Consider the following 16704-nt stretch of genomic DNA (forward strand, 5'->3'; position numbering starts at 1 on the left):
TGGGCGGAGGCCTGCCCACCGTCGCGACCGCCGATCAGGACTCGTCCCCCTGAGGCCGGTGAAGCACCCGAGACGAGGTTGAGCAGCGTCGTCTTGCCCGAACCGTTGGGACCGATGAGGCCGTGCACAGTGCCCGGCGCCACGACGAGGTCGATACCGTCGAGGGCCACCAGGCCACCGAAACGCTTGGTGAGACCGATGAGCTCGAGCGCGGCGCTCTCGCCCGGCTCGACGTGACGCAACACGGTGCCGGCCGTGGCCGACGCGGCGGCGGCGACGTTCGGGTCGATGACCGCCGGCTTGGCGCGGCTGTTCATCAGTTTGCGGATGTTGCCCATCGTTCCCTCCGGCGCGAGGGCCACACCGGCGAGACCGAGGACGCCGAAAACGAGGTTCTGCTCGTTGACGAGGTGGGTCTGCACCCAGCTAATGCCGAAGCCGAAGGTGACCGCCATGGCGCCGATGATCGGGCCGGCGAGAGTTCCGAGACCGCCAAGGGCGATCACCACGACGTAGCGGAAGGACTGTTCCTGCGTGCCCGAACCGGGGCTCACGAGCAGGAAGCGCTCGGCGGCGACCACACCGGCGACGGCGACGATGCCGGCCGAGAGGGCGAAGGCCGACACCTTGTGCAGGTACGTGCCGACGCCCGACGCCTCCGCCGCGAGTTCGGACTCGCGAATCGCCATGCTCGCCCGGCCCCACTTGCCACGCACGAGGTTCCAGCACAGCCACAGCGTCAGGAACAGCAAGACCGACGACAGGATGAACAAGCCGCGATACGAGTCGCCGTGCGCAAACGGCAACCCGGCCACGTTGATCGGGTGGTCGACGCTGCGCCCGCTCGTGCCGCCGAGCATCGTCTTGAGCACCACGACGAGCGCAGGCAGCAATGCCCCGAACGCCAGGGTGACGACGGTGAGATAGAAGCCGCGCAGGTGGCAGCACAGGAGGGCGAGCAGGGTGCCCATCAGCGCGCCGAAGGCGAACGCGACGGGAAGGCCGAACCAGGGCGACAGGCCCCACTGCGGCGCCCACACCGCGCCGGCGTACCCGCCGGCGACGAAGAACCCGGCGTGGCCGAGCGACAGCAAACCGGTGTAGCCGGTCAGCAGGTTGACGCCCAACGCGATGGCGGCGAGGTAGGTGGCCTCGACGCCGATGTCGAGCCACGACCGCGACGACGAACCCGGCACGTTGGCGAACCAGATCAAGAACACCGCCAGCGCGGCGGCGGGCACGAAGCGCGACAGCGCCGCCGGCACGTGGAACCGCGGCAGCTTCACTGCCGGGAGGTGAGCAGTGGCCACGCGTTACGCCTTTTCTACGACGGGCAAGCCGAGCAGACCAGTGGGCCGCACGACCAGGACGAGCAGGAACACCACGAAGATGACGAGCGGTTCGTACTGGCCTCCGCTCGAGGACACGACGCGCAGGATGGCGCCGACGAAGCCGAGCACGAATCCGCCGAGTACCGCACCCCGCGTCGAACCGAGACCGCCGATGACCGCGGCGACGAACGCCTGGATCCCGAGCAGGGTGCCGTTGTCGAACTTGACGAACAGCCGCGGCGCCAGCAACACGGCCGCCAGCGCGCCGAGGGCGCCGGCGATGGCGAAGCTGGCCGTCACCGTCAAGCGCGGGTTGATGCCCATGAGCGACGCGGCGGCGCGGTCCTGCGACACGGCGCGCAACGCACGGCCCGCCATCGTGTGGCGCTGCACGTACTCGCCCACCACCATCAACACCAGCGCGCTGACGACGATCAAAACGTCGGCAGGCACGATCGGAATGCCGGCCACTGTCGAGCCGCGCCAACCGAACACCGAGTCGGCCAGCGCCGGGATGGTGCGCGGTTCAGCGCCGATCGTGAGCTTGATGACGTCGAGGAGGATGAGACCGGCAGCGAACGTCGTGAGGATCCACCCGACGCTCGTCCCCGGGTCGAACTCGCGCAGCGGCCGTATCGCCACGACGTCGATGGCGACACCGACGGCGGCGCCGGCGAGCGCCGAGAGCGGCACCGCACCCCACAACGGGACGCCGGCGCGTACGAAGGCGAAGGCGATGTAGCCGCCGACGACGAGCATCGAGCCCTGGGCGAAGTTCACGACGCGACTCGTGGCGAACACGAGGTTGTAGCCGAGCGCGACGAGCGCCAGCACCGACCCCACCGTCATCCCGTAGACGACTATTTGTACGAGGTTGCTCACGGTTCGGCGGCGACTAGTGAATCTTGCACTCGTTGCCGAGCGTGCCGTCGGCGTGCTTGGTGCACTGCGTGCCGTAGCCGAGGCGCAACACCTCCGCCATCGTGTCCGGATGGGCGCGCTTGTTTGCTTCGAGCGTCGGGCGCACGAGGTGCGTAGGGCCGACGTAGCCCGCGGGGAACACGCTCTTCCATTCCGCGCCGAGTTCGTACGCCGGCGTCGTCTTGGCCGGCCCCGACGACTTCTCGAGGGTGACGATCAGCAGGTCGTCCATCGTCTTGGAGAGGTGGCGGTCGGCGCTGAAGCTGAACGGCAGCGACGCGAACTTGATATCGCCCATCGTCTCGAGGGCGGTGACCATCTTCTGACGATCCGTCGACCCGGCGCTCTGCGTGGCCTTGAGCAGCGCGAACAGGCCGTCGGCCGGCGACTCTTCGCCACCGGTGACGCCCTTCTTCAGGAACTTCTGCATCCAGCCGCGGATGGCGAAGCTGGGCAGCGAGACGAGCCCGCCGACATGCCACGCCGTCAGCGTTCCGATCTTGGCGGCGGAGCCGGCGAGGTCGGCCCACGTGTGCTCGCCGGTGCCACCGGGCGACCCCATGATGTGCGGGTTCCAACCGCCGGCCTTCGCCGTCGGGGTGTCGACGTAGCCGCCGCCCACCTTGTCGATCGCCTTGGCGATGCCGGCGGTGTCACCAGCGATACCCCAGACGAACAGGGAGTGACCTTTCTGACCCTTGAGCCGGTTGATCTGCGGACCGAAGTCGGCGTCGCCGAGCTGGTAGCTCTCCATGCCGGCGGTCGACATCCCGTACTTGCTCATCGACGCGGTGAAGTACTCCTTGGCGTTGGCGCCGATCAGCGTGTCGTAGATGAGGCCGACCTTCGAGTAGCCGCGGTCGTTCTTGGCGTAGTTGGCGAGGACGTCGAAGGCCATCGAGTCGGGCATGAGCATCTGGAAGATCGACCGCTCGGGCGCGCTGGGGTACAGGCTCTTCGACGAGTACAAGTCGTTGAACACCGCGATGACGGGCATGTTGTCGCGCTTGATCTGCGCCCGACTCTCGTCGAGGCCGGCACCGCCGCACCACAGGATGCCGATGACGCTCGAGTCCGACGCGAACGCCTGGTACGCCTTCACGCCCGCCTGCGGGTCGGTACCCGTGTCGCGCTTGATGACCTCCACCTTGCGCCCGCCGATGCCGCCCGTCGCATTGATCTGGGCGACGGCGGCGTCGAGTGAGTTGTTGACGATGCGGCCCACGAAGGCGCCGACGCCGGAGAAGATGCCGACGACACCGACCTTCAGCGTGTCGCCCGAAGCGGTGAAGCCCCGCGACTTGTCGGCCGCCGTGGTGGCCGACGACTGGTCGTTCTTGTTACCGCCACCACCGCAAGCGGTGAGGGCGAGCACCGACATCGTGCCGAAGCCGACCGAGCCGGCCCACTTCACAAAGTCTCGTCGGGAGAATTCCTTCTGTTCGTCCATCGTTAGCCTCCGTATGGATTGTCGAGACCCGCGAGCGCGGCGGGTGGGGTGTACGACCCGGCGACGGCGATCCAGTGACCGCCGGCGGTGGCGTCGGTCGGGTAGCGCCCGCCGCCGTCGTTGAGCGACGAGTACGTCAGCAACGCCACGTTCTTGTCGTTGAAGGCGAGCTGCTGCGAGAAGTCGTCTGGCGCTCCGACCGTGCCCGTGACGGCGTCGGTGGCCACGTTCTTGATGGCGTCGAGCACGTCGGCGCGATCGGCCTTCGCCTCAGCCGCGTGGACGAGTGCGAGCACAGCGTCGTGACTGCGGAAGTCGGCGAACGTCAGGTCGGCGCTCACCGCACCACTCGACACCGCCTTGTCGCGGGCGAGGTAGAACGCGTCGGCGGCGGCGGTGGGCAGGTCCGGACCGGCCCAGGTTCCGACCGAGAGCGCACCGTCGTTGACGGCGGGTGCGAGCGACCCGGCGACACCGTGGCCGAAGGCGGGTACTGCGGCGCGATCGCCGAAGAGCAGCGCGCCGCTGTAGCCGGCCGTCGACAGCGCGTCGGCCGCCGCCAGCGACGTGGCGGCGTCGGCGAACACGATCACCGCGTCCGGCGCGCCGGCGACGATGCCCGTCGCCGAGATCGGATCCGTCGCGGTGATCGGCGTGTCGCTGACGAAGGACAACCCGTCGGCGACGAGCGCCGCCTTGCCGGCGTCGCCGTAGGAACCGGCTTGGCGCAGCAGCGCGATCTTGCCGGCGTCCTTGGTCTTGTCGGCGAGCTTGGATGCGACCTGTTCGATCGTGGGTGACGCCAGGTACGAGGTGGCGCCCTGGTCGACGATGCGGTGATCGTCGGCGTAGGGGTACACGACGGCGACGCCCTTCTCGGCGGCGGTGGCGGCGCCGGCGAGCAGTTGCTCACCGGTCGACGCGTACACGATGCCGATCACGCCCTGGTCGACGAGGTTGTTCACCGCCGCGGTCGCGCCGTCCGGCGTGCCGTTGTCGTCCTGCACGGCGAGCTCGACGTGGCTGTTGCCCGTCTTGGCTTCGTTGAGGCGGAAGGCCGCGATGTACGCGCCGGCCGCCATGTCCTTCAGGTCGGCGCCGGGACCGGCGCTCGACACGATGAGGCCGACCTTGGCGTCCTTCACGGTCGTCTGCAGAGCGATGGCCGGGGCGCCCGACAGGTTCGTCGAGCGGGCCTTCTCGCCCTCGGTGTTGGTCTTGGTCTTGCTGCTGCACGCCACACCCGCGAGGGCGACGGCGACGCAGACGGCCGCTGCGGCCGCTTTCCGGGCCCGGGTCATCCCACGCCTCCTTCCCGGAAGACGAAGATTGTTCGGTGCTTGTCGCCACTGGCGCTGCCGAAGCCCTGGTACTGCTCGGCGCGGGTTACCCCGGCCTGGTGCAGGGCAGTGGCGACGTCGGCGCTGTTGACCGAACTCGACACGACATGGCTGAGCGTGGTGGCACCGGTGGCGCCCGTCGAGGCGCCGCCGTTCGCGAGGCCGAGGCCGTCGCTCACCTGCTTGAGACCAGCCAAGATCGTCGCCGCGCTGACGTTGGGGTCGCCGAGAGCGTCCACGATCTGGGCGACGCCGGCGACGAACTGGTTCATGACCGCGTCCTTCGACGACTGCAAGGCGTAGAGCAGGTCAGCCGGCGTCTCGATGACGTTGCCGTACTTCGACGTGCGGGTGGTCACGTTCTTCACCGGCTTGCCGCTGGCGTCGACGTTGCCGAGGCCGGCGACGATCTGGTCGATCCCGCCGACGAGTTGCGACACGCCCGAACTCATGGCGACGAGCGCCGCTTGCATCGTCAACGGCGTGCCGTCGGAACCGAAGTCGCTGGCGCCGCCGGTACCGATCGAGTCGTGGGCGAGTTGCGCGCCACCTTGGAGCTGCGCGACACCCTGCTGGAGGGCGACGAGCGACGCTTGGATCGTCAGCGGCGTGGCGCCGTTGAACTCGTTGCCGAGGCCGAGCGACGCGTAGATCTGCTGCAGGCCTTCGACGACGGCGGGATTGTTGACGTCACCCGAGGACAGGCCGGCGCGGATGGCGTTGAGGCTCGCCCGCAGTGATGCCGGCAGGCCGTTGTTGAATTCACTGCCGGTACCGATTGCCGCCAGGATCTGCTGGAGGCCTTCGATGACCGCCGGGTTCTGCATGCTGCCCGACGACAGGCCGGCGCGGATCGCGTCGACGCCGGCGCGGATCGACTTCGGCACGCCGTTGACGACTTCAGAACCGTCACCGACGGCGGCGAACACCTGCTGGACGCCTTCGATGATGCCCGGCGTCACCTGACTGCCCGACGACAGGCCGGCGCGCATGGCCACCATCGACGCCATCAACGTGAGCGGATTCTGGTTGGCGTCGAACTCGGTGCCGTCGCCGATGCCGGCGTAAATCTTCTGGAGGCCCTCGAGGACTCCGGGGTTGTTCACGTCGCCCGACTCCAGCCCGGCGCTCATCGTGTCGAGCGCCGCTTTGAACTGGCCAACTGCCGTGTCGAGGACACCCTGGACCGCGCCGCCCTGCGTGAGGTCGAGAGCGAGCGGGCCGAGCAGCCCGTTAACCGTGGCGACAAACGTTGACGCGAACCCGTCGAGCTGCGTCTTCATCTGCCCGATGCCGGCGACGACTTGCTCGACGCCTTCGATGATGCCGGGATCGACCATGCTGCCCGTGGACAGTGCGCCGCGGATGGCGTTCAGCGTCGCCCGAGCCGTCAGCGGGTTGCCGCTGCCGTCGAACTCGTTGCCCGCTCCGATGCCGGCGTAGATCTTTTGGAGGCCTTCGAGAATTGCGGGGTTGTTGGCGTCTCCGGACGACAGCGCGGCGCGCACGGCGGCGAGCGACGCCGCGAGCGTGAGCGGCAGGTTGTTCGAGTCGAACTCGGTGCCGTTGCCGATCGAGTTGTAGATCGTCTGGAGGCCCTCGATGATCTTCGGGTTGTTCATGTCACCCGACGACAGCGCACCGTGGATGGCGGCGAGGCCGGCGGCGACCGTCAGCGGCGTGGTGCCGCTGAACTCGGTGCCGTTGCCGATCGACGCGTAGATCGTCTGGAGACCCTCGATGATCGCCGGGTTGTTCATGTCACCCGACGACAGGCCAGCGCGGACGGCGTTGATCGACGCCCGAATCGTGAGCGGCGTCGTGCCGTTGAACTCGGTGCCGGCGCCGATGGCGTCGGAGATCTGCTGGAGCCCTTCGACGAGGCCGGGCGCGTTCACGTCGCCCGACGAGATGCCCAGACGCAGCGCGTTGAGCGACGCCCGGACGGTCAGCGGGTTGCCGTTGCCGTCGAACTCGTTGCCCTGGCCGATGCCGGAGATGACCTGGTTGAGGCCTTCGACGACACCGGGGTTGGAGGCGTCGCCGGTCTTGAGGCCGGCGCGGATCTGTGCCGCGCCCGTGATCATCGTGCCCAAGCCGTCACCGAGGAGGCTGAGCGCCTCGAGGAGACCCGGCTGGTTGTAGGCCAGAGTCGAGTCTTCGGCGTAGAGGGGCTTGTCGAACTTCGTGTTCGTCAGGCCGGGCTTCAACGTGTCGTTCATGCCGGCGAAGATCTGGTCGAGGCCGCCCTTCAGTTGTGAGATGCCGCCGTCGAGTTGGGCGAAGCCGTCGCCGAACTGGGCGATGTAGCCGCGCACGGTCGCGGTGGCGGCGCCACCCTTCTCGGCCGCGTCGCTCGCCGCCTTGGGCAGCGCGCCGCTGATGCCGGGGGTCGCGACCATCTGCGTCTCGGGGAGCTTGAAGTTGTTGGTCTTGCCTTCGACGGTGAAGTTCGCCGTGCCGGGGAACACCGGCGGCGCGAGGACCGACGTCCAAGAAAGGACAGTGGCGTCGTTGGCCGACGAGCGCGACAGGACGCCGTTGCTCGTCAGGCTGTCGAAGGACGCGTCGGGGAGCGAGAGACCGGACAGGTCGACGGTGAAGGGCACCATCGTCGCCGCCGTGACCGTCTTCTCCTTGCCGGTGACCGAGTCGGTGTAGGTGACCTCCTCGGTCTTCTGCGTGCGGTTGGTGACATCCCACTCGACCTTGAAGTCACCGGACTTGCCGGCGATGTCCTGCGCGGAGACCTCGGTGCCGTTCAGGAAGTAGTGCGTATGCACCACGACCGGCAGCGCGCGATGGTCGCCGTTGACGGTTACTAGTCCGTCCTTCAGATCGAGCGTCGACGCGTTGGCGCTGTCTTTGGATCCGCTGTCGCTGTAGGTGCGGGTGAACGCGTTGAGCGTGACGCCCAACGGGAACCCGGCGCTGTCGAGGCGAACAACGGCAACGTCGACGGATTTCGTCTCGTCGGCGCTGGCGGACAGGACTTGTGCCGCGAACACTGCGGTCGCGACAACAACGACGGCGGCGGCAACTGCGCGCCGCGTACGTGGCCTCCTCATATGGCCTCCTTGTTCGATAACCCCCTGATCGGCGGAGGTCAGAAGAGGCTGAGCAGGAATGCCACGGCGTTGGGTTTTCCTTGGCTACTTAGGGCCGTTGGACCTGATTCCACTCAATCCACCCCAAGCCCGCGACTCCGGCGCGGGTCGTGAAGCGCGTGGCGGCGCGATTGAAGTGGGCGCGCTGACCGTTCGGGTCGACGAGGAGCAGCGGACCGAACGCTATGGGGTCGACGACGAGGTCGATGCCCGCAGGCGCGCACGTGACGGTGCCGCGCGTCGGCATGCCGTAGTCGCCGAGTTCTTCGGTGGTCACCAGTTCGCTTTCGACGGCGACGACCTCGCCATCGTGTTGCCGGTAGCCGAAGCTCAAGCGGAAGTCGGGGCTGAGCCGGATGTCGGCGCCGTGCACGCGGGTTCCGTCGTCCAACCACCCGGCGAACCAGCACCACTCGAAGGACCACCAGTCGCGGTTGGCCCACGAGTGATCGCGCTGGCCGCGGCAATTCACGGTGTAGGTCTCGTCGCCGACCGTGATCGTCCCGGCGACGGTGCACGGGATCTCGTAGCGCGGCGAGAGGACGTAGTGATACGGCACGCCGTCGGTCGTCCACGTGACGTCGAAGGCGACCGTGGTCTCCTCCGCGTTGGAGTTGTCGTACACGCCGTTGGCCGTCGGGTGCACTTTGGCGGGCGCGCTCGCGACGACGCGGAAGTGCTGCAACGGTTCGTCGACGATGCAGTCGACGGTGACGTCTTGTGCGGCGACCGACATGGCGTCGGGCGCCGGGAGCGGCAACGCGTAGTTCGTCGACATCACGCACGGCTTGTCCTTGCCGACAACCGCAGCGGTCCACCAGGCCACGCCCTGGTTCGGGTGCAGGCCGAGGCGGACGTAGCCGGCGAGTTCGCCGTCGCCGTCGACGAAGTCGAGATACCACGACTCGTTCCACCATTCCTCGGGTCCCGGCTCGTGCCGGCCTTCGTCGGCGGGGTCAACGGAGTGGTCGAGATCGCTCATTGCCGTAGCGTTCCATGCCATGGCGATCGGCAAGGAAATCGTGTTCGACTTCCCCGACAACAACTGCTTCGGCTGCAGCCCGACCAACGAGCGCGGCCTGCAGCTGCGGTTCACGCAGGTGAGCCACAGCGGCGTCGCCACGCGCTACACCGCGCCCGCGCACACGTGCGGCGCCCCGGGGGTCGTGCACGGCGGTGTGCAGGCGGCGCTGCTCGACGAGGCAATCGGCTTCGCCATGCACGCCATGCACGCGTCCAACGGAGAGCTGGGAGCCGACGAAGCCGGCTGGCAGAACGTCGCCACCATGGAGTTCGACCTGCGCTACCGCCGCCCCGTTCCCGTCGGCATCGAGGTCGGCGTGCGCGCCGAAGTCATCGGCGCCTACGGCAAGGACTACTACGCCGTCGCCGAGATCACCGGCACCGACGACGAGGTGCTGACCAGCGCGACTGCGAAGTGGCGCCGGGTCTGAGCACTGCCCGCTACGGCAGCGGCGTCACCGTCGGCACGAAGACGACGCCGTCGGCTTGATCGGCGAGGCGGCAGCGAAGGTCGAGATTGTGCATGTGGGTGATGGTGCGGTGCTCGGTGTCGCCGTCGACGCGCAGGACGACCGGCGCGCCGTAGCGCGTCAGCAACTCGGCGTTCCAGCTGCCCGGACCGGGCCGCAGTGCGCCGCCGGGGACGAACGGGCTCGCCGTCGCACCCTCACCGTGCAGGAGCCAGAACGACAGCACGGGACCGCCGATCGACGTCGCCACGTGATGCCCGATCGAGGGCACCTGACCGCCGCCTGGCCCGGTCATGCCTGGCGCGCTGAGCTTGGCGTCGTTCTTGGCGAGGTGCACGCTGCCGGCCATCAACGCGACCTTCTCGCCGGGGTGCGCGGCGAACCACGCGTCGACGCGCGCGTGGATGATGCGCTCGCGTAGCGCCATCGCGTCGGCCAGCGCCTCGTACGTGTCGGCGGCGTTGGCGGTCGCGAGGTAGTCCTTGTCGTCGAAGCCGATGTCGAAGCCGAACCAGCGCGCGTCAGGCACGTAATCGCGGACGCGCTGCACGAGCCGGGCGCGGTCACGCTGCATTCGTTGGTCGAGTTCGATCGCCGCCGCGGAGCCCGCCGTCGCCGCCAGGACACCGCTCGTGTACCAGGGCTCGTCACGCACCGGCCGGTAGTCCCCGGCGTCGAGCCGCGCGCCGATGCGGTGGTCAACCTCTTCGCCGAACCAACGCCAGCCGCGCGCGGCGAGATAGCGGATGCACGCCAGCCGGAACGGCGACTTCTCGGCGATGCAGTGATCCATCTCGACGAGGTAAGCAACCTGCGCCCGCTCTGCGAGGTCGTCGAAGGGCGCGAACGCCGAGAGGTCGATCTCCACAGGGGTTACTTTGCCGTAATGCGCATTGGACTGACCGGCGGAGGCAGCAGTGCCGACCGCATCGTCGAGCAGGCACAGCAGGCCGAGGCCGACGGGTTCAGCCATCTGTGGTTCCCGAGCGCCGTGCTGGGCGACCCACTGGCGCCGATGGCCCTGGCGGGCAAGGCGACCACGTCGATCGAACTCGGCACCTCCGTCCTCGTAACCTACGCCTGCCACCCGATCCTCCAGGCCAACCGCGCCTTGTCGACGGCGGCGACCATGGACCGGCCGGGGCTCACCCTCGGCGTCGGTCCGTCGCACAAGCCCGTTGTCGAGGACTACCTCGGCTTGTCGTACGAGGGTGTCGGCGCGCACACCGAGACCTACGCCAAGACCGTCGGCGCCCTCCTCAAGGACAAGCCGGTGACCTTCATGCTCTCGGCGCTGGCGCCGCGGCTGCTGCGCGTTGCCGGCGAGCACGCCGACGGCACCATTCTGTGGATGGCCAACGCCAAGGCGGTGGCGTCCCACGTCGCGCCGCGCATCACCAAGGCGGCGGCCAACGCCGGCCGACCGGCGCCGCGCATCGTGGCGGGCCTGCCCGTTGCCGTGTGCGACGACGCCGCCGAAGGTCGTGCGCAGGCAGCGAAGGACTTCGCCAACTACGGCGAGTTGCCGAATTACCGCCGCATCCTCGACATCGGCGGCGCCGCCGAACCGGCCGACGCCGCCATCGTCGGCGACGAAGCATCGGTCACCGCGCAGATCACGGCGCTGTTCGAGGCCGGCGCCACCGACGTGTGGTGCGCGCCTTTCGTGGTCGGCGAGGCCAGAAGCGCGTCGCGCCGGCGCACGCGCGACCTCCTGAACGAACTGGCGGGCGCGTAGCCCGACGTTTTCCCAGCATCAGTCCACAGTGTGGACTCTTCCCCAGTTTCGCGACGCGACGACCCGAACGGGTACAGCGCGACAAGCGCCGCTGAGCCGAACTCCTCGGCGGATTTGGCTCCAACCCTCAGTAACCCGGATCCGATCGTCGTGAAGGTGGAGATTCACGCGGCGCGCGGGGAACCGACGACTTCGTTCGGATCGCGTTCCTGCGGGGACGTCTCGACCGAACCGACGCCACGAAGGTAGTCCTCAACTCGTTGGGTTTCTCCGCCGATAGGCGGACGTGCGCCTTCTGCTTCGCCGCGTCAACCGCGGCCTGTGCGTTGCCGGAGTCGTCGCCGCGGTCGGCGCCGCGACGTTCGGGTTGCCGGCGGGCGCGGCACAACCAGGCGGCAACGGAGAGATCGTCTTCACGCGGCGGATGCCTGACTACCGATACGAGCTGTTCGCCGTAAACCCGGACGGCACCGGCCTCCACCCGCTCACGCAGGCGCCGGAGCAAGCAGCGTTCCCCAGTTTCTTCGCCGCCGGTTCGAAGATCGCCTACTCCGGCGACCTCGCTGCCACGATGAACCCCGATGGATCGGGGAAGCAGGCACTACCGGGCATCGCTCCCCGGCTCTACTTGCGCGTATCGCCCGACGGCACGCACTTCATGTACGAGGCCGGCGACGACTCAAACGCGAAGATCGAAACGGTCAACTTCGACGGCTCGGGAACCCACCGCCTGTTCCCCGACAGCGGCGAGGGCGAATGGTTTCCGACGTGGGCACCCGACAGCCGTCGCATCGCCTACATCAGGATCCCGAGCAGCGGACGTCGCGAAGTGTGGGTCACCGACAGCGACGGCGCGAACGCACACTTCGTCGCCGCACTTCCTCCGTTCTCCGGGTCCAGTCCACCGTCGTTCTCGCCCGACGGGCATCGCATCGCGTTCGCGGGCACCGAGTATCTCGGTGACGGCGTCTATCAGCCACACCTCTTCCTCGTGGGCGACGCCGGCGGCGAGGTCACGGACGTTCCCGTAACACTGCCCGCGACCGGTTTCGGGTCGCCCAGCTTTTCGCCCGACGGACAGCGGCTGGTGTTTGCGGCGAGTGGCGCAAGCCCCGGCCTGTACAGCGTGGCTATCGACGGTACGAATCTCATCCAGCTGACCTCTGGTTCCGATGATGATGACCCGCAGTGGCAGCCGCTGACCGCCGCGAACCTTCCGACAACGACCACCACCACGACCTCGACGACCTCGACGACAGTGCTGAGCAATGCCGCGCCGAAGCCGATCATCACGCTGGCGACGAGCGGCCGAACGCTGCAAGTCAGTGGCGCCCGCTCGACTGATCCCGACGGCACGGTCGCGTCCTACCAATGGCTGTGGGGCGACAAAGCAGGCGGCACCGCTCGGACGAAGTCGGCGACGCACACATACGCCTACGCCGGCACCTACCGCGTGGTGCTCACGGTCACCGACGACGACGGCGCAACGGCCTCGACCGAGACCTGGGTGCACGTCAACTAGCGCGCCGGCGGGTCAGCCAATGCTTGCCCGACGGACTTTGTGTATCGGAGCGCGCACCGTCGCGCATTCAGATACACAAAGTCGGCACCGGCTCACATTGCCGGGTATCGCGGTAGCGTCCGCGGCGATGGCGCCGCGCAGTTTTCTCCTGACCGACGAACTCCACGCCTACCTGCTGGCGCATATGGCGCCGCTCGACGAGGTCGCGCAGTCGCTCATCGACGCGACCGTCGCCCTCGGTGGCGTGAGCGGCATGCAGATCGCACCCGACCAGGGCGCGTTCCTGGCGCTGTTGGTGAAGCTGACGGGCGCGCGCCGGTGCATCGAAGTCGGCACGTTCACCGGCTACTCCGCACTGTGCGTGGCCCGCGCGCTACCCGGCGACGGCACGCTGCTGTGCTGCGACGTCAGCGACGAGTGGACGCGCATCGGGCGCGAGCACTGGGCACGCGCCGGCGTCGATCACAAGATCGACCTGCGGATCGCGCCCGCGGTCGACACGCTGCGGGCGCTCCCCCGCGACGAGCAGTTCGACTTCGCGTTCGTCGACGCCGACAAGCCGAACTACGTCAACTACATAGAGGAAATCGTGCCGCGATTGCGGTCGAATGGCGTGTTGCTCGTGGACAACGTGTTGTGGGGCGGTGCGGTGATCGACGCCAGCAACACCGACGACAACACCGTCGCCATTCGCCGCACCAACGATTTCGTGGCCGCCCACCCCAATCTCGAGTCCGTCATCCTGCCGGTGGCCGACGGGCTCACGATCGCCCGCAAGCGGTAGCGCACGACCGTGCGCGAGGCCCTGCTGCACGAGCTGCGGTCGGTGGCCGACGCCGCGGCCCGCGGCACCGGCGCGATCGTGCTGCTCACCGGCGAAGCCGGCATCGGCAAGACGAACGTCACGCGCGCGGCGACGCGCGCGCTCGGTGAGGGGTGGCGCGTCACGTATGGCAACTGCGTCGCCGACCGCAGCGCGCCGCCGTTCTGGCCGTGGCTCGAGTTGGTGACGGCGCCCGATACCGACGCCTCGGTCGACGAAGTGTTCGGCTCGGCCGCCGCGGGCGCCGAGCGCTTTGCCCAGCTCAACCGCATGCGCGACGAAATCCTGGCGGCGGCGCGACAACGACCCCTCCTCCACGTGATCGAGGATCTCCAGTGGGCCGACGTGGCCTCGCTGCGATTGCTCGCCCACGTGGGCACCGTCGTCGACACCGCGCCGCTGCTCGTCCTGGCGACGCTGCGCACCGGTGAACCGATCGCCAACGCGCTCGACGACGCCCTCGAGGACGTGCGCCGCTCGGCCGAGGTGCGCCCCGTCCCCCCACTCGACCACGACGACGTCGCCGCTCTGCTGCACGCCGCCAACGTCGACGCCGCGGCCGACCTCGTGGGCCTCGTGTGCGAACGGACCGGCGGCAACGCGCTGTACGTCACCGAGCTGGTGCGCTCGGTGCGGGCTGATCAGCACGACGACCGCCTGCGCGAGCAACTCAGCGGCAACGTGCCGACCCGCGTGTCCGAACTGATCGCCCGTCGCCTCGACCGGCTGCCGGCGCCGGTGGCCGACCTCGTAGTGCACGCCAGCGTGCTCGGCAGCGCGGGCGACACGCGCGCGCTGGCGGAGACGCACGGCGTGTCGGTCGACGACGCCCTCGACCTGCTCGAACAGGCACGCGCCGCCCGCCTCGTCGAGACGGCTACCGGCGCCCGCTGGCAGTTCCGGCACGCGCTCGTGCGCGACGCCGTGTACAGCACACTGACGGCCGCGGAGCGCGCCCGGCTGCACGCCGGCGCATTGCAGGCGGCGCTCACCCACGACACCGCGCCACCGGCGTTGCTCGCCCATCACGCGTTCGCCGCCGTCCCGCTGGTCGAGCCACTCCGCGCCGCCGAACTCGCGGTGCGCGCCGGCGAAGCGGCGCGGGCCCACCACGCCCACGAGGAGGCGCTGCGCTGGTTCGACCTGGCGCTCGACTCCACCGGCGACGCCGGCAACCCAGCGCGCCCCGAGTGGCTCGTTCTCGCCGGCGAGGCGCGCCGGCACATCGGCGACGTGACGACCGCGCAACAACGCTTCCTCGCAGCGGCCGAGACCACCGACGACCCCGGGCTACTGGCGCGGGCTGCGCTCGGTTACGCCGACCCGGGCGCCGATCTCGGCATCGCCTACCGGAGCAGCGACCCGATGACCGCAGACCTGCTCGACCGCGCCCTCGCCGCGCAGCCGGCGGGGGCCGACTCGGTGATGCGCGTGCGCCTCCAGTCGCGCCTCGCGGCTGAGCTGTACTTCTCCCACGACCGCGCCCGCGGCCAGTCGCTCATCGCCGACGCCTTGGCCGGCGCCCGTCGCCTCGGCGACCAGCGGGCCATGGTCATCGCCGGCGCGGTCAACCACGACGCCTTCGTCGTCGGGCAGCGCCCGCTCGACGAGCAGCTACAGGGCTCCGCCGACCTGTTGGCCCTGGCGCGCGCGTCCGGCTCTCCCCTCGCCGTGCTCACCGCCCATCGCGCCCGCGTGTTCGACCACTTGGCCGCGGGCGACATCGCCGGCGTCGACGCGGAGATCCTCGAGTTCCGTCGCGTGCTCGGGACCTACGGCGACGCGCCGGCGCTGGCGTGGTGGCCGGCGCTGTGGTCGGCGATGCGCACGCTGCTCCAGGGCCCGCTCGAAGACGCGGAGTCGCGTGCCACCGCCGCGTTCGAGATCGGCCGTGTGTCGTCGCCTACCAACTCGTTCACCAACCTGTCGTTCCAGCTGTTCTTCCTGCGCCGCCAGCAAGGCCGCTTCGCGGAGGTCGAGCAGGCGACGCGCGACTTCGTAGCGTCGAACCCCGACATCCCCGCTGTACGCGTTGCGCTCATCTTTCTCTTGGCCGAGATCGGGCGGCTCGACGAGGCCCGCACCATGCTCGGCGCCATCGACGACAAGGCGCTCCTGGCGCTGCACGACCGCAATTGGCCCGCCTCGTGGTTTCAGCTGGCCCGCGCCGCCGAGTGCACCGGCAGCCGCGAGCTGGCGCGCACGTTGCTCGACACCGCGCCGAGCGAGCGCTGCGTGATGGTCTCGTTGGCCACGGTTTGCCTCGGAGCGACCGACCGCGCCCGCGCCTGGCTGCACGCCACGCTCGGCGAGGCCGACAATGCGAGCGAGCTTCATGCGGCGGCCGACGCCCTCGACGCGCAACTCGGTGCCCGCGGGTGGTTGCAGGCGCCGCCCTCGCCGCGGCCACAACCAGCGGCCGCCGTCTTCCTCCGGCAAGGGGCCGCGTGGGAGGTGACGTTCGGCGCCTCCACGACGCGTCTGGTGCACTCGCGCGGTCTGGTCGACCTTGCTGTGCTGTTGCAGCGCCCCAACGAGGCCGTCTCGGTGCTCGAGTTATTGGGCGACGGCGCCGACGCCACGTCGAGCCGCGGCCCCGCCGCCCTCGACGACCGCGCCAGGCGCGAGATCCGCGACCGCATGCACGCCCTCGACGCCGCCATCGCGGATGCCGAGTCGGCGGACGACGGCGAGCGTGCCGCGCTGGCACGCGAGGAACTGCAACAGCTCGCCGAGCACGTGGCGCGCGACCTCGGCCTCGGCGGGCGCGCCCGGCGCGTCGACGACCCCGTCGAGCGGGCGCGCAAGACGGTGTCGACCCGCATCCGCCGGGCCATAGCGACAGTGAAGGCGGCGCACCCCGACCTGGGTCGCCACCTCGAGCGCTCCGTCGACACCGGAACGTGGTGCGCCTACCGGCCCGCCGAGCCCATCCGCTGGACCACGTAGAGCAGAAATTTCGCCGTGTCGCGTCGCGAC

At 69.3% G+C, this 16704-nt stretch carries 12 protein-coding genes; 5 read left to right on the forward strand and 7 right to left on the reverse strand.

The features are described from left to right. From VHC63_12355 to VHC63_12380, 6 genes are all read right to left on the reverse strand, one after another. Positions 1 to 1310, reverse strand: a 1310-nt coding sequence (locus VHC63_12355) for an ATP-binding cassette domain-containing protein (protein ID HVV37391.1), incomplete at its 3' end; no start/stop codon positions are given. Between the two features lie 3 nt (positions 1311 to 1313). Next, complete coding sequence (locus VHC63_12360; GenBank protein ID HVV37392.1) at positions 1314 to 2213, reverse strand: branched-chain amino acid ABC transporter permease; 900 nt, start codon at positions 2211 to 2213, stop codon at positions 1314 to 1316. 13 nt (positions 2214 to 2226) lie between these two features. Further along, positions 2227 to 3666, reverse strand: coding sequence for an ABC transporter substrate-binding protein (locus tag VHC63_12365; protein ID HVV37393.1), 1440 nt, complete (start codon positions 3664 to 3666; stop codon positions 2227 to 2229). Positions 3667 to 3704: 38 nt separating this feature from the next. Continuing rightward, positions 3705 to 5003, reverse strand: a complete 1299-nt coding sequence (locus tag VHC63_12370) for a hypothetical protein (GenBank protein HVV37394.1) — start codon at positions 5001 to 5003, stop codon at positions 3705 to 3707. Next, positions 5000 to 8110: a hypothetical protein gene (locus VHC63_12375; GenBank protein ID HVV37395.1), complete on the reverse strand. Its 3111-nt coding sequence runs from the start codon at positions 8108 to 8110 to the stop codon at positions 5000 to 5002. The genes VHC63_12370 and VHC63_12375 overlap by 4 nt, the downstream gene beginning before the upstream one ends. Positions 8111 to 8198: 88 nt before the next feature. Beyond that, positions 8199 to 9131, reverse strand: a complete 933-nt coding sequence (locus tag VHC63_12380; protein ID HVV37396.1) for a hypothetical protein — start codon at positions 9129 to 9131, stop codon at positions 8199 to 8201. A 19-nt stretch (positions 9132 to 9150) separates the two neighbouring features. Between VHC63_12380 and VHC63_12385 the strand changes: the two genes are divergently transcribed. After that, positions 9151 to 9603, forward strand: a complete 453-nt coding sequence (locus tag VHC63_12385) for a PaaI family thioesterase (GenBank protein HVV37397.1) — start codon at positions 9151 to 9153, stop codon at positions 9601 to 9603. A 10-nt stretch (positions 9604 to 9613) separates the two neighbouring features. On the opposite strand, the gene VHC63_12390 is transcribed toward VHC63_12385, so the two are convergent. Beyond that, positions 9614 to 10510: a hypothetical protein gene (locus VHC63_12390; protein HVV37398.1), complete on the reverse strand. Its 897-nt coding sequence runs from the start codon at positions 10508 to 10510 to the stop codon at positions 9614 to 9616. Between VHC63_12390 and VHC63_12395 the strand changes: the two genes are divergently transcribed. The 4 genes from VHC63_12395 (at position 10427) to VHC63_12410 (ending at position 16674) form a co-directional block, all read left to right on the forward strand. After that, on the forward strand, positions 10427 to 11380 hold the full coding sequence (locus VHC63_12395) for an LLM class flavin-dependent oxidoreductase (GenBank protein ID HVV37399.1): 954 nt from the start codon (positions 10427 to 10429) through the stop codon (positions 11378 to 11380). The genes VHC63_12390 and VHC63_12395 overlap by 84 nt on opposite strands. A gap of 286 nt (positions 11381 to 11666) precedes the next feature. Next, positions 11667 to 12902: a PKD domain-containing protein gene (locus tag VHC63_12400; GenBank protein HVV37400.1), complete on the forward strand. Its 1236-nt coding sequence runs from the start codon at positions 11667 to 11669 to the stop codon at positions 12900 to 12902. 127 nt (positions 12903 to 13029) lie between these two features. Next, positions 13030 to 13686 carry an O-methyltransferase gene (locus tag VHC63_12405; GenBank protein ID HVV37401.1) on the forward strand — a complete coding sequence of 219 codons (657 nt, stop codon included), beginning with the start codon at positions 13030 to 13032 and terminating at the stop codon, positions 13684 to 13686. Between the two features lie 9 nt (positions 13687 to 13695). Further along, positions 13696 to 16674, forward strand: a complete 2979-nt coding sequence (locus VHC63_12410; GenBank protein HVV37402.1) for an AAA family ATPase — start codon at positions 13696 to 13698, stop codon at positions 16672 to 16674. The last annotated feature ends 30 nt before the right edge of the window (positions 16675 to 16704 follow it).

This window comes from Acidimicrobiales bacterium (genome assembly GCA_035546775.1).
Lineage (GTDB): Bacteria > Actinomycetota > Acidimicrobiia > Acidimicrobiales > JACCXE01 > JACCXE01.